Origin of the sequence: Kitasatospora mediocidica KCTC 9733, assembly GCF_000744225.1 — a bacterium.
GTDB classification, from domain to species: domain Bacteria; phylum Actinomycetota; class Actinomycetes; order Streptomycetales; family Streptomycetaceae; genus Kitasatospora; species Kitasatospora mediocidica.
Map to the genome: position 1 here is coordinate 488,263 of NZ_JQLN01000003.1, position 13,517 is coordinate 501,779.

Below are 13,517 nucleotides of genomic sequence, written 5' to 3' on the forward strand. Positions count from 1 at the left end.
CGACTGTCGCCAGTATTGCTGCCCGGTGTGGTGGATCGGGTGTCGATCTGCCAGAACACGGATCGTCCCAAGTGCGGAAGGGCAGTCGCCGAGTGGGCCTTGGCGTGCAGCAGCCCTGTCGCGGTGTTCGTGTGGTTGTGGGACGCGCGGGGATCGCTCCCCGAGGGTGGCACCGGCGTCAGCCGGTGTCTTCTCGTTTCAACGCCTCCCGCCCAGGGCCTTTGCGGGCTAGGGGACTTACAGTGGCTCGGCGAGCGTTTTGGGTCTCCCCCCTATCGGAGGCGACCGTCATGAGCTGCCTCAGCGCCGTGTGCACGATGTTCGCCGTGTTGTTCTCGTGACGGTGTACGACGGCGCCGCACGAGAGGCAGTGGAACTTGCTGTGCGAAGAGTCAGAGCTTGGGTTTCGCTCCTTGCACTTCGAGCAGGTGCCGGCGACGGGCTCGCGGTGGTCGAGGACGACGAGCTGCGAGCCGTGCCACGCGGTCTTGTATTCCAGCTTCTTGCGCAGGCTGCCCTGTCCGGTTTCCAGGAGGTGTCGGTTGGAGTGGGACTTCCGCTTTGCTGCCTTGCCTGGCTTGTCGGGGTTCCCCTTGGCTGACGTGAGGAGAGCGGTGAGGCGGAGGTCTTCGATGGCGACGTGCGTGAAGCCGGTGGCAAGCGTCTTGGACAGGCCGTGCAGGAACGACGCGCGTCGGACGGTGATCTGCTGGTGCAGGCGGGAGACTTGGGCGGTGGCCTTCCTCCATCGCTCTGAACCCTGTTGGCAACGGGACATCGCGCGCTGAGCCTTCGCCAGTTTGGGCAGGCTGTCGGCGAGCAGGCGCGGGTGCGGGACGAGGGCCGTGGCGGGGTCGGCCGGGTGGAGGGGGCTGGACAGGGCGGCCAGGTAGGGGGAGCCGAGGTCGACGCCGACGAGGTCGCCGGCGCGCTGGCGGGCGGTGGGGCGGCCGATCTGCTCCACGCGGCCGCCGTTCTCGGCGGCCGTCTCGGCCTGGGTGCGGCTCAGGTAGGGGGTGCGGGTGCCGTCGTCGTCGACGTGCTCCCACAGCACGGGAACGTCCTGCTGCACCTTCGCCAGCACGGAGGCGTACCAGCGGTGCCCGCCGCGGGTGACGGTCACGGACTGGATGACGGCCTGCCCGCGGTCCACGAGCCGGGCCAGGCGCTTGCCGGAGTCGTGGATACGGATGCTGCCCAGGCCCGGCATCACCAGGCGCCGGTAGCCGTCCAGGCGGATGATCGGCCGCTTCACGTCGTGGAAGAGAGCGAACGATTCTGCGTGGCCCTTCTTCTTGAACCTCGGGTATCCGGTGCGCTGGCCTGCGCGGCGGCCGGCGAGCGAGTCCTGCCAGTACCGCCAGGCGACCTGCGCACGGTCGAAGCCGGAGGTGAAGCAGTACACGTTGACCTCGCTCCACCACGGGCTGCCGCCCTCCTTCCTGGGCCGGTCCCGCTCGATGCGCCACAGGGCGCTGGTGTCGGTGGAGGTCGGCGTGCGGAACCCGGCGCTGAACGCCTCGACCTTGAGCGCGTTCACCGTGGCGCGGGCCGCGGCCAGCAGCTCGCGTTCGCTGCCCGAACCGGCGGCGTCCGCCCGGACGGCGGCCAGCCGGCGGATCAGTACTCCCTGACCGGCCGGGGACTGCATCGCGGGCAGCGGCGGCTTGCCGGCGACGGTGAGCGCGAGGCTCTTGCGGTGGTGGTCCCACACCTTGATCCGGTCGGTGAGCTCGGCGCCGTCCGCCTTGATCCGCTCCTTCGCCTCGGCCTCGCTCAGCCCCGCTTCGAGGTAGGCGGTCCGACGTTCCGCCCACGCCTGGTGGGCCCGGGTCTTCTTGGCCAGCGCGTAGTTGTACGCCCACCGGCAGGCCCCGGCATAGCGGGACAGCGCGGCGCGCTGGGCATCGGAGGCGTCCAGCGCGAACCGGTACGCACGCAACACCTCCGTCCGCGGCATGAACGTTTCCCCTTCCTGCTCCGCCACTCAGCGCTCGACTTTTCACGACTGTAGAAGGTGGGAATTTGAGTGAGCCAATCGGCGATCACACGAATGGGTCTTTCTGGCATATGACGAAAAGGGGCGGCCTGTTCCAGCTCTCGGCGACGGGGTAAACGACGGCTCCGCTCATAGACCAGGCCGGTGTCGTCGAGTGGGTCGGGCACGGTGGCGGCGGGGGTGCGCAGTTCGGTGCGCAGGCGGCGGCTGCGCAGGGCGCGGGTCATCCGTCCGAGGCGGAAGGTGACGTGGACGACGAAGGCGCCGATGAAGATCCAGGCGCCGTAGAAGTGCAGCAGGATCGGCAGGGTGACCGCGCCGCCGTCCTGGCCGGCGCTGCGGCGGGTTCGGTCCGCCCCGCCAGGCGCGGCGGGGCTGTGGGGCTCGCGTTCCGTGGGCGGGGGCTGGTCCTCGCGGTGCTAATTCTCCGATAAAATTACCTGAGGTGTGCCGGGAAGCCTGGTCGGCGTGGGGGACGGACTGCAGCGATCGGCGGCAGCGAATCCCCTCTTCGTGATCGGGGCTTACGGATGCACGCTGTGGCGATCGTCCTCTTCCTGGTGGTGCTGGCGACGGCCGTGGCGACCTTCGCTCGGCGCTGGCGCATCCCCGCTCCCTCCCTCCTGGTGATCGCCGGCCTCGCCGTAGCGCTGATACCCGGGGTGCCCGCGCTCCAGATCCCGCCGCAGACCATCGCCCTGGTGGTGCTTCCGCCGCTGCTGTACGCCTCCGCCGAGGAACTGTCGTTGCGCGACCTGCGCGCGGTCTGGAAGCCGGTGACGATCCTCGCCTTCGGCCTGGTCTTCGTCTCGGCGGCGGCCGTCGGTTTTGTGGCGGTCGCGGTGACCGGACTGCCACCCGCGATGGCGTTCGTCCTCGGCGCGGTGCTGGCCTCCACCGACCCGGTGGCCGTCACCGCACTCGGCCGACGCCTGGCCCTGCCCGGCCGCGTCCAAGTCCTGGTCCAGGCCGAGAGCTTGTTCAACGACGCCACCTCGCTGGTGCTCTTCAAGGTCGCCGTCGGCATCGCCGTGGCCACCGGGGCGGCGGTCAGCCTGCCTGCGGCCGGAGGGGAGTTCCTGCTGCTCGGCGGCGGTGGCAGCGTCATCGGGGCCGCCGTCGCCGGGCTCGTGTGGCTGGTCCGCCGCCGCACCACGGACCCGGTGCTGGAGACGGTGATCGCCCTGGTCACCCCGTACGCGGCGTACGTGCTGGCGGAGTCCGCGCACACCTCCGGCATCACCTCGGTCGTCGTCGCCGGTGTTCTGCTCGGCCGCTCCGGCCGCCGCCTCACCGACGCCCACATCCGGCTCCAACTGCACGCCGTGTACGCGGTGGTGGTGTTCCTGCTGGAGAGCGTGGTGTTCAGTATCGTCGGTCTGGAGCTGCCCGCGCTGGTGCGGGACCTGCCCGCGGGCAGCGGTTGGTGGCCGTTGCAGGCGCTGGCGCTGGCTGTTGTGTTGATCGCCGTGCGCGTGCTGTCGACGCTGCCGCTGACCCGTGCGGTCAAGCCCAGTCGTGGTCGGCTGTCCTGGCGGGTGGCCGGGGTGGTGACCTGGGCCGGTACCCGGGGCGTGATGCCGCTGGCCGCCGCTCTGTCGATCCCTCTCGTGGCGGACGGTGGCAGCCCGCTGCCCGGACGGGCCCTGGTCCTGGTGCTGACCACGGCCGTTGTGGTGTTCACCCTGGTCGTTCAGGGTCTGAGTCTGGCGGCGGTGGTCAACCGCTCCGGGCTGGCTCTGGAACCCGAGCACACCGCCCGTGAGGAGGCGGGCGCCCGCGACGCGCTCAACCGTGCCGCGCTCTCTCGCGTCGACGAGCTCGCCGCCCTGGAGGCGATGCCCGAGGCCGTCATCGACCGGGTCCGGCGCGCCCTGAACGCCCGGCTCGACCACAGCGTCGAGCGCCCGGACGGCAGCACCGTGGACGGCACCTACCGTGAGCTGCGGCAGGAGGTGATCGCTGTCCAGAGTACGGAACTGCACCGGCTGTACGACGAGCACCGGATCAGCGACGCCACGCGCAGGAGCCTGCAGCACGACCTCGACCGGGAGGAAGCCGCACTCGGCAGTCGGTGACGCCAGGGTGCTCGACGGGGGCGAGCAGGACTCGTCAGGCGATCTTCGCCGGCCGCGCCTGGGAGCCGAGCGCCGCGCCGGCCTGCTCGGCCAGGGTCACCGCGACCACTCGTGCCTGCGCGGAGGGCACCGTCCCCGGGATGGGTTCGAGCAGGAACCGGCCGATGTACGTGCCGTTGCCGAACACCCGCAGCTCCACCTCGCCGGGCAGCCCGAGCCGGTCGGCGTCCCAGGCTCTGCGCCCGACGACGATCGAGCCGTCGTGCTCCAGGCGCGGCGGGTGGCCGATGAGCGTGCCGTACTCGAAGCGGCAGCCGCGCAGCGCCAGCAGGTCGATCAGCTGCGTGCACACATGCTCGACAACGGCATGCGCGGAGTTCGTCGAGCGGGCGAGGACGGCGGTGTCGTGGATCCGGGCCAGGTACCCGGCGTCAGTGATCGCGACCACCTCGAAGTGCCGGGCACGCGCCGCCAGTTGCGAGACCGCGAGGCCGACGAGCAACAGCAGCACGGCCGTGGTGATGTCGGAGGAGTTGGCGATGGTGAGGCGCTCGTAGGGTCGGGTGAAGAAGAAGTCGAACCACACCGCCGCGCTCAGCGCCGCGACAGCGCCCGCCAGCCGGTGCCCCAGCGCGGCTACCGCGACCACCGCCACGACCAGCAGCAGGGCCACGTTGGTGTTCGCCAGGCTGCCTCGCCATGGCAGCAGCAGTGCGCTGAGAGCCAGTGGCGCCCCCGCCGCCGCGAACAGTGAGACCGGACCCCTCATGACCAACCGACGCATCGGCGCACCTCCTGTGTCCGGTGTAGCAGGCACGGCCCAGGGCACAAGGGGCTTGCACGGCTGTTAACGCATCCCATGCGGGGGGGCTGGCACTTCCTCCTGGCTCACCAGCCGAGCAGGTCGAGGTACTTGAACGGTGCTTCCGGCTCGTTGGTGTGGTGGTCAGGCCGCGATGCCTAGCTCCTTGCGGGTCCGGTGGAGGAACTCGGCGACGCGCGCTTCGCGGCGCCAGGGAGTGAGAGCGGTGTTGAACTCGCGGACGTAGTCCAGCGCCCGGCTGGACTGGACGCGGGCGAGGATATCGACGGCCTCGTGGCCGAGCTGCAGGCCGTGGTCGAGGTCGCGGCCCTGGAGGTGGGCGGTCCCGACGATCGCCAGCCGCATCCCGACAGAGCGGGTGAACACGCCCGGCTGCATCGTGGCAGCCTGAGCGTTCCAGGACAGGGCGGCCTTGGGGTTCTTGAGGTCGCGGAAGATCTCGGCGGCGTCGGCGGAGAGCCGGGCGTGGTGGTAGAAGTCGATCCACGCTGGCTCGTCGCCGCCGTCGCGGGCCCGCCCGAGTAGGGTCTCGGAGGTTGCGAGCGCGGTGGAGGCGGCCTTGGCGTTGCCGTCGCGGGCGTGAGCGCGGGCCTCGATGAGCTTGGTGAAGGCCAGCACCCGGGGGGCCGCTTCGTGCTTGGCCCGCTGGAAGGCGCCCTGGGTCATGTCGATGGCCTCACTGGCGAAGCCCCGCAGCAGGGTCTGCATCGCCATTGTGGTCAGGACATAGCAGCCGAGCTGGACATCGCCGCCGGCCCTGGCCATGCGGAGGGCCTGGATGAAATGGCGCTGGGCTGCGTCGTGCTGGCCGACGTCGAAGGCGGTCCAGCCGGCCAGGCGGGACAGTTCGGCGGTCACCGAGAACAGCTCCCGGCCGACGCCGTCGCTGAAGGAGCCGTTCAGCAGTGGGATCGCCCGCTCCTGCAGGCAGGCGGTTACGGAGTTGGCCTTCCAGTTCCCGCCGCCGTACTTCGAGTCCCAGTGGCGGGCGTCGTCGGCGGCGTCCCGCAGTTCATCGAGATCGGCGGCGCCGACGCGCACGCTGCCGCCGTGGGAGGCGGTCTCGTCGGCGGGGGTGACCAGCCAGCGGGTCACCGGGGTGGCGAACGCGGCGACGGCGAAGCTGGATCCGGTGAGGAAGTCGCGGCGGTTCACGGAACTCCAGAACGAAGTGGCGACGCGCACGGCGTCGGCGGGGTCTCGCGGGAAATCCAACCCCACATCCGCGTCCGGTGTCTCAGCGTCCGCCATACCGATCTCTGCGAGTTCTACGGGCCGACCGAGCCGCTCGCCGATCGCGTGGGCCAGGAGCTTCGGCACGGGCCAGTCGGGGATCATGCCCCGGCGGCACCAGTTGGCGACCGAGGTATGCGTGTAGTTGGTGGTCAGCCCGGCTTCGTGGGCGAGCTGGTTCACGCGGTGGGCCAGCGATTTGTGGCTGGCCCCGGTGCACATCTCGATCATCCGGGCCAGGTCCGTGTTCGGTGGCCTGGTCCGGCGGGTGGTCGACGCCACAGCGTCCCCCTCAGGAGTTCCGCCGGTTCTGCGGCGGTTCGTACTCGACTGGGTACGAGAAGTCGTACGCCCGGCATCTGACGCCGGATCACCGAGGGTATTGCCTTCGCTGCTCGCAGTGAACCGCTTTCGCGAGTTGTGAGCCCCTCTGCGAGCCCTGCCCCTCGCCTGCGGCAGGCGGTTGTCTGGTGCTCCGGGTCTCCGCCGGGAGCTGGGCAAACCTCCCGGCGGAGACCTCTACCGATTCACTCTCGGGGGTGAGGCAGATGTGCGGAATCGCAGGATTGGCCGGACCGGACGCCGCAAGGCACGAGGGCACCGTCGCCGCGATGGGGCTGGCCCAGCACCACCGCGGGCCCGACGGCACCCGGCACCTTGCCTCGGCCGACGCCCGGGCGGTGCTGTCCATGAACACCCTTCTGATCGTCGACCGCACCGCCCAGCCCGGCCCCTACCGGGACCAGGCCACCGGCGTGCTGTTGACGTTCAACGGCGAGATCTACAACTATCGCCAGCAGGCCGCCGCCTGGGGTATCGAGCTGGAGCCGGGCGAGACGGACGCCCACCTCGTGCTGCGGGCCTTCGCCAAGCTCGGGCCGGCCTGCCTGGACGGGTTGGACGGCATGTTCGCCCTGGCCGCCTACGACCCGCGCGAGGGCCGGTTGTTCCTGGCCCGGGACCGGCTCGGTGAGAAGCCCCTCTACTGGCGCCTGGACGGCGGGCGGCTCGCGTTCGCCTCCGAGGTCACCACCCTGACCGGCTACGGCACCGCCCCGCTGGTCGTCCGTCCCGAGATGCTCTCCATCGAGACGCCGACCGGCGTCGAGACCCCGTTCCAGGGCATCCAACTCCTCGCCCCGGCCACCCTGCTGACTTTCGACGTCGCTACCGGATCGCTGGACCAGCGGACTTGGTGGCGTCTGGAGGACTGCGAGCCCTGGCCCGGCGACTACAACGCCGCGCTGGCGCGCTTTTCTGTCCTGCTGGCTGACCGGGTCCCACTGAGGGCTCCGGGAGGCGACTTCGCTCTCCTGCTGTCCGGCGGGCTGGACTCCTCGGTGCTGGCCTACCTGATGCGGCCGCCGGTCTGCGTGACGGTCCGCTACCCAGGCCAGGACCGCCTGGACGAGTCGAGGACCGCCGCGATCGTCGCCCGCGATATCGGCGCCGAGCTGCTGGTCATCGAGCCGACGGTCGAGGACTTCACCAGGTCGCTGCCGGAGATCATGGCCGCGCTGGACTACCCGATGGGCAACGCGTCCACCTTCTCCGAGCACATGGCCTACCGGGCCATTGCCGAGCGCGGCCTGCGGGTCGTGGTCGGCGGGCTCGGGCCGGACGAGTTCCTGATGGGCTACGTCCGCCACGCCCTCGTCCTCTTCGGCCCCGATGCGGTGCTGGCGGCGGGTCTGGAGGCCTACCGGCCGCTGGCCTCCAAGCTCCTGCACGCGGCGGGTGACCCGCTCGGGCCGGCCGAGGCGATCGTTCGACTGGTCCTGCGCGGCACCGACCTCGACGGCCGGGTTCGTGAGCTGGTCGCCGACGCACTGGTGCGGGCCGGCGGCGACCTGGCCCGGGGGCTGACGCTGGCGGACCTGGCCACGGCCTGGCGCCCGCTGGTGATGACCTCCGACAAGCTGGCCTCCGCGTTCGCGCTGGAGCGCCGCTCGCCGTTCCTGGCCCGGGAGCTGGTCGAGTTCTCCTACCGGCTGCCGGTCGAGCACAAGATCGCCGACCCGGCGGCAGGCAAGCGGATCCTGCGGGACGCCGCCAAGGCGCTGGGGCTGCCGTCGGAGGTCTGGGGCAGTCGGGACAAGCTCGGCTTCGCCTCCCCGGTCCCCAGTTGGCTCAGCGGCCCGCTGGAGGGCTGGGCGACCGCCCACATCACCACTGCGCTCGCCGAGGCGCCCAGCAGCCTGCGGCCACTGCTGGAGGGCGGCCTGCGTCCCGGCGGGCGGTTCGACCGGACCCGGATGCAGGCCCTGATGGCAGCCGCCTGGTTCTCCGACCAACGAGTGAGGGCCGCCGCATGACCGTACGTCAGGTCACTACGTTGGGCGGATGGACTCCCCAACTCTCCCAGCCGAGCCGCCCGCCGCCGAGCCGCGCGGCGCGGTCGCGATCATCGCCAACCGCAGCGGCCAGCTCCTCATGCACCTGCGTGACGACCTCGGCTGGATCTCCTGGCCCGACCACTGGAGTCTGCTCGGCGGCGGCTGCGACCCCAGCGAGCACCCGGCCGATGCGATCGTCCGCGAGCTCCACGAGGAGGCCGGCCTCACCGCCGACGGCTTGGTCGAGCTGTTCGAGATCAAAGACTCCTACGGCTCCAGGCAGATCATCACCTTCTTCGCCGGCTCCTGGGACGGCGACGAGACCGCCTTGCCGCTCTCGGAGGGCGTCAAGCTCCAGTTCTTCGACCCCGAACACCTGACTGCCCTGGACATCCCGCCGTTCATCCGCGACGGCATCCACCGCTACCTGGCCACCCGGCCCGCCTGACCCCCGGTGGGGTGAGGCGGGCCGCTTCCCCGCCCCGCCCCCATCGGAGGACCCACTGTGAAGATCAGCGTCATCGGCACCGGCTACCTCGGCGCCACCCACGCCGCCGCGATGGCCGAACTCGGCCACCAGGTGCTCGGCATGGACACCGACACCCACAAGGTCGAGGCCCTGAACAAGGGCCAGGCCCCGTTCGTCGAACGCGGCCTGGACAACCTGCTCGCCAAGCACACCACCGCCGGCACCCTGCGCTTCACCGCCTCCTACGCGGAGGCCGCCGAGTTCGCCGACGTCCATTTCCTTGGCATCGGCACCCCCCAGCAGAGTGACAGCTGCGCCTACGACCTCACCCACCTGCACGCCGCCGTCCGCCGCCTGGCCCCCCGACTCGCCGACGGCGCGGTGATCATCGGCAAATCCACCGTCCCGGTCGGCACCACCACCCAGCTGCGGCATGTCCTCAACGACCACACTCGCACCGGCCACCGCGTCCACCTCGCCTGGTCGCCGGAGTTCCTGCGTGAATCCTTCGCCGTCGAGGACACCCTTCGCCCGGACCGCATCGTGCTCGGCATCGAGGACGGCGACACCACCAGCGAGGCGGTCTTCCGGGCCGTCTACGCGGACATCCTCGGCGCAGGCTCCCCGCTGATCGTCACCGACCTGCCCACCGCCGAGCTGATCAAGGGCGCCGCCAACGCCTTCCTGGCCACCAAGATCTCCTTCATCAACGCGATGGCCGAGCTCTGCGAGCTGACCGGCGCCGACGTCCAACAGCTCGCCCTTGGCCTGGGCTATGACCAGCGGATCGGCTTCAAGGGCATGCGGCCGGGCCTGGGCTTCGGCGGCGGCTGCCTGCCCAAGGACCTGGCCGGCTTCACTCACCGCGCCGAAGAGCTCGGCGCCGACCAAGCCGTGAGTTTCCTCCGCCAGGTCGACGCGATCAACCGGCGACGCCGCGAGCGGACCGTCGAGCTGGCCCGGGAGGTGCTCGGCGGCACCGTGGTCGGCAAGCGGATCGCCGTCTGGGGCGCCGCGTTCAAGCCGGGTACCGACGACATCCGCGACTCGCCGGCCCTCGCGGTCGCCGAAGCCCTGCACCGGGCTGGGGCCGAGGTCACCGTCCACGACCCCTCCGCGATGGAGAACGCCCGCCGGTCCTACCCGGCGTTCGACTACGCCGACGACCCGGCCACCGTGGTCACCGGGGCCGGCCTGCTGCTGCACCTGACCGACTGGCCCCAGTACTGCGAGACGGACCCGGCCGACCTGCGGCAGCACATCGCCGTCCCCAAGGTCATCGATGCCCGCGGCACCCTCGACGTCGACCGGTGGCGAGACGCCGGGTGGACCTTCCGCGCCCTCGGCCGCCTCTGACCGGCGTCGGTCCACCCGCCAGACCCCCGCACCACCCGAACCACAAGCAGAAGGAGGAGCAAGACCTGGTCGCCGACGTGGCCAAGGAGAACCCCGACCGTGGCGACCTTCCGGTTCGCGGACGGTACCAGCGGCACGGCGGCCACCCCGGACCAGCAAGGCTCGAAGAGCGGATCGCTCGTAGCCAGGCAGGCAGGCAGGCGGCCGAAGGCGGATGCCGCCGCCTCGAGTTGAGTTTCGACCGCGTGGATCGAAAGCCCCGCCGGAATCCCATCGGCGGGGCTGCCTCGTCCACTCGGGAGCAGATTTGAACGCGTTCAACTTCGTACTATGCTGGGCCTCCTACCGAGGGGGAGCCTGATGAAGATCGTGATACCCGGTGGTACCGGACAGGTCGGATCGATCCTGAAGCGCGCACTGACGGCCGCCGGTCACGAGGTGGTGGTGCTCAGCCGGCGGCCCGAGCGGGCGGGGGAGATCGCCTGGGACGGTGAGCATCTGGGCCCGTGGGTCGAGGCCGTCGACGGCAGCGATGTGGTCGTGAACCTCGCAGGCCGTACCGTCAACTGCCGTTACACCGACGAGAATCTGCGGCAGATGCGAGACTCCCGGGTCCGCTCGACCGAGCTGGTCGGGCAGGCCGTCGCCAACGCCGCCCGCCCGCCGCGTCTGTGGCTGCAGATGAGCACCGCCACCGTCTACGCTCACCGCTTCGACGCGCCCAACGACGAGGCGAGTGGGCTGATCGGGGGTGCGGAGCCGGACGTGCCGGGCTACTGGTCCACCAGCGTCGACATCGCCAAGGCCTGGGAGCGCGCGCAGGAGGCGGCGGACACCCCGCACACCCGACGGATCGCGCTGCGGGCCGCCATGATCATGAGTCCCGATCGCGGCGGCGTCTTCGACGTGCTGTCGCGGATGGCCCGGCTCGGCCTGGGTGGTCCGATTGCCGGCGGGGCCCAGTACGTGTCCTGGATCCACGAGGACGACCTGGTGCGGGCGGTCGAGTTCCTGATCGCACGCGAGGACATCGCGGGCCCGGTGAACCTGGCGTCGCCCGGCCCGCTGCCGCACCGGGCGTTCATGCGCGAGCTGCGCCGCGCGTGGGGCGTCCCGGTGGGCCTGCCCGCCACCCGGTGGATGGCCGAACTGGGCGCCTTCGCGCTCCGCACGGACACCGAGTTGCTGCTGAAGAGCCGGCGTGTGGTGCCCGGCCGACTGCTGGATGCGGGCTTCGCCTTCGAGCAGGGGGAGTGGCCGCAGGCAGCTGACGACTTGGTGCACCGAGCCCGCCGGGCGTAGCAGGCAGTACTAGGATCACGGTCCGATGATCATTCCGGGGGGATTCCATCATGTCGAGTTCCGTGTCCGAGCCCGCATCCGAAGCGTTGGCGACAGGGCCCGTCCCGACCGTCGTCGTGCGGTCCGGCCGGACGCGGGCCCGGCTGACCACCTCCGGGATCGAGTGGGCGGTGCGGAAGTGCGAGCCGCGAGAGATTCCGTACGGCGCTGTCGCGGGTGTTTCGGTCACGCCGGTCCGTGGACGTGGACGCAGGGCTGTCCTGCGCGTTGAGTCCGAGGCCGCTGGTTCCGAGCAGCCGTCCGTGTTCGCGCTGCGGTGTCGTCGCAACGACGCGGTGGCGTTCGCGGCTGCCGTCAACCGTCGATTCGCCCCCGACGTGTGGGTGGACGGGATGCCCCGTCCGTACCGGAGCACCCCGGACTCGGTCGTGCTGGCGGCGTGGTCGGGCGGCGTACTGGGTGCGGTCCTGCTGGGATGTCGCAGTACGCCGATGGTGGCCTGAACACGCCTACTCGGCGGCGTTCGGGTCCATCGGTCTGTCGGGACCCGCAGACGACTCTGCGGGTCCCGCCGCCTCCGCGATCTCGTTATGGGCGGTAGTAGTCGTCGATGGGGGCGCGTGCCTCGTCGAACAGGGCCGGGCCGTCCTGCGGCACCGTCGGCCAGGCGCCGGACTGCGGGTTGAGGTCGATGAGTTGTTCGGTGGAGAGCGCGTAGACGACCCGGCCGAGACCGGAGCGGACGATGGCGCCCGCGCACATCTGGCAGGGCTGGCAGCTGGTGTACAGGGTGGTGCGCGCGGCTGTGTGCGGGTCGAGTTCGCGGGCTGCCCAGCGGGCGAGTTTCAGTTCCGGATGGGCGCTGATGTCGTTGTCGCGGCGCACCGTGTTGTGGGCTTCGACGAGGATCGTGCCGTCCGGGCCGGTCAGCAGAGAGCCGTACGGCGCGTCGCCGATGGTGGTGGCGTGGGCCGCGATGCCGATCGCGCGCCGCAGGAGATCCTCGTCGGCGGTGGTGATCACGATGGGTTCCTCCAGTGTGCGGCCACGGCGGTGAGTGCCTGCCAGGCCTCGTGGGGCCGGCGGGTTTGCTCCGGATCCCCGTGGTAGGGGTCGAACACGACGGTGTCGGCGCCGAGCCGGCGGAGTTGGTCGAGATCGTCGAGGATCTGCTCGAGGGTGCCGGTGCCGGCGAGCCGTTCGGGGTCGTCGATCGGTGTGCTGGTCAGCCGCAGGGCGATCCGGGGTGCGAAGGCCGGCAGCGCGTGGTTCGTCACGACCGTGCGCAGCTGGGAAAGGGTGCTGCGCAGCGGGTGCCAGGCGTCGCCGAACCTGATGGTGCGTCGGATCGCGGCCTCGCTGCTGCCGCCGACCCAGACCGGAATCGGGGCGGTGCGGACGTCGGCCTCCTCGCGCCAGGCAGCGCGCAGGGCGGCGAGGTGCTCGTCGGTCAGCCTGCCGCGCGCGGAGAACGGCACGCCGAGCGCGTCGAACTCCTGACGTGCCCAGCCGACGCCCACCCCGAGCACGAGCCGCCCGCCGCTGAGCTGGTGGAGGTTGGTGGCCATCCGCGCCACCAGCAGCGGGTGCCGGTAGGGCAGGACGAGCACGGTCGTGCCCAGCCGCACTCTGCTGGTGACCCCGGCCAGCCAGGAGAGCGTGGTGAACGGCTCGTAGAACGGCGCCGGGTACCGCGCGGCCAGGTCCGGGGTGGCGGCCACGTGGTCCGACACCATGAGGAGATCGAAGCCGAGCCCCTCCACGAGCTGCGCCCACGCGCGCAGCATGCCGGGATCGGTCCCGGGCCCGAAGTTCGGTACGTTGACGCCAAGTTGCATGACCGGAGGCTATCCCGGTGATCAAGGCGCAGGGAACGGTATTCTCCTGGTGGAAGCCGCCTCCTGCCGTGGTTCTGACGGTA

At 71.0% G+C, this 13,517-nt stretch carries 11 protein-coding genes; 6 read left to right on the top strand and 5 right to left on the bottom strand.

All coding sequences use genetic code 11. From position 1 onward, the window contains the following. Positions 1–178 precede the first annotated feature (178 nt). Complete coding sequence (locus BS80_RS07565) at positions 179–1,960, bottom strand: RNA-guided endonuclease TnpB family protein (protein ID WP_051966279.1); 1,782 nt, start codon at positions 1,958–1,960, stop codon at positions 179–181. 569 nt (positions 1,961–2,529) lie between these two features. Here BS80_RS07565 and BS80_RS07575 point away from each other — a divergent pair. Then, entirely contained in the window at positions 2,530–4,077 is a 1,548-nt protein-coding gene (locus BS80_RS07575) for a Na+/H+ antiporter (RefSeq protein ID WP_035794520.1), read from the top strand. A 34-nt stretch (positions 4,078–4,111) separates the two neighbouring features. Here the strand turns inward: BS80_RS07575 and BS80_RS07580 are convergent, their stop codons facing one another. Next, positions 4,112–4,861 carry a DUF4118 domain-containing protein gene (locus BS80_RS07580; RefSeq protein ID WP_035794523.1) on the bottom strand — a complete coding sequence of 250 codons (750 nt, stop codon included), beginning with the start codon at positions 4,859–4,861 and terminating at the stop codon, positions 4,112–4,114. A gap of 162 nt (positions 4,862–5,023) precedes the next feature. Beyond that, positions 5,024–6,415: a hypothetical protein gene (locus BS80_RS07585; RefSeq protein ID WP_035794526.1), complete on the bottom strand. Its 1,392-nt coding sequence runs from the start codon at positions 6,413–6,415 to the stop codon at positions 5,024–5,026. Positions 6,416–6,681: 266 nt separating this feature from the next. On the opposite strand from BS80_RS07585, the gene BS80_RS07590 reads away from it, so the two are divergent. The 5 genes from BS80_RS07590 to BS80_RS40425 all read left to right on the top strand — a co-directional run bounded on the left by BS80_RS07590 (position 6,682) and on the right by BS80_RS40425 (position 12,099). After that, complete coding sequence (locus tag BS80_RS07590) at positions 6,682–8,448, top strand: asparagine synthetase B family protein (RefSeq protein WP_083974359.1); 1,767 nt, start codon at positions 6,682–6,684, stop codon at positions 8,446–8,448. Positions 8,449–8,476: 28 nt separating this feature from the next. After that, complete coding sequence (locus BS80_RS07595) at positions 8,477–8,917, top strand: NUDIX domain-containing protein (protein WP_035794532.1); 441 nt, start codon at positions 8,477–8,479, stop codon at positions 8,915–8,917. Positions 8,918–8,974: 57 nt separating this feature from the next. Beyond that, entirely contained in the window at positions 8,975–10,294 is a 1,320-nt protein-coding gene (locus BS80_RS07600) for a UDP-glucose dehydrogenase family protein (protein WP_035794536.1), read from the top strand. Positions 10,295–10,654: 360 nt separating this feature from the next. Further along, positions 10,655–11,596 (top strand): epimerase, encoded by a 942-nt coding sequence (locus BS80_RS07605; RefSeq protein WP_035794539.1) that lies wholly within the window; start codon positions 10,655–10,657, stop codon positions 11,594–11,596. Between the two features lie 302 nt (positions 11,597–11,898). After that, the gene (locus BS80_RS40425; RefSeq protein WP_157536009.1) at positions 11,899–12,099 is read left to right on the top strand and encodes a hypothetical protein; all 201 of its coding nucleotides are present in this window, start codon (positions 11,899–11,901) and stop codon (positions 12,097–12,099) included. 85 nt (positions 12,100–12,184) lie between these two features. Here BS80_RS40425 and BS80_RS07615 read toward each other — a convergent pair whose 3' ends face one another. Then, complete coding sequence (locus BS80_RS07615) at positions 12,185–12,619, bottom strand: nucleoside deaminase (RefSeq protein WP_035794545.1); 435 nt, start codon at positions 12,617–12,619, stop codon at positions 12,185–12,187. Continuing rightward, on the bottom strand, positions 12,616–13,434 hold the full coding sequence (locus BS80_RS07620) for an LLM class flavin-dependent oxidoreductase (RefSeq protein WP_035794548.1): 819 nt from the start codon (positions 13,432–13,434) through the stop codon (positions 12,616–12,618). The genes BS80_RS07615 and BS80_RS07620 overlap by 4 nt, the downstream gene beginning before the upstream one ends. Positions 13,435–13,517: the final 83 nt, after the last annotated feature.

What these genes read in the sequence shown, in the direction of transcription:
- BS80_RS07580 (WP_035794523.1), bottom strand. Translation starts at nt 4,861, where the DNA reads ATGCGTCGGTTGGTCATGAGGGGTCCGGTCTCACTGTTCGCGGCGGCG.
- BS80_RS07620 (WP_035794548.1), bottom strand. Translation starts at nt 13,434, where the DNA reads ATGCAACTTGGCGTCAACGTACCGAACTTCGGGCCCGGGACCGATCCC.
- BS80_RS07590 (WP_083974359.1), top strand. Translation starts at nt 6,682, where the DNA reads ATGTGCGGAATCGCAGGATTGGCCGGACCGGACGCCGCAAGGCACGAG.
- BS80_RS07595 (WP_035794532.1), top strand. Translation starts at nt 8,477, where the DNA reads ATGGACTCCCCAACTCTCCCAGCCGAGCCGCCCGCCGCCGAGCCGCGC.
- BS80_RS07565 (WP_051966279.1), bottom strand. Translation starts at nt 1,960, where the DNA reads ATGCCGCGGACGGAGGTGTTGCGTGCGTACCGGTTCGCGCTGGACGCC.
- BS80_RS07575 (WP_035794520.1), top strand. Translation starts at nt 2,530, where the DNA reads ATGCACGCTGTGGCGATCGTCCTCTTCCTGGTGGTGCTGGCGACGGCC.
- BS80_RS07605 (WP_035794539.1), top strand. Translation starts at nt 10,655, where the DNA reads ATGAAGATCGTGATACCCGGTGGTACCGGACAGGTCGGATCGATCCTG.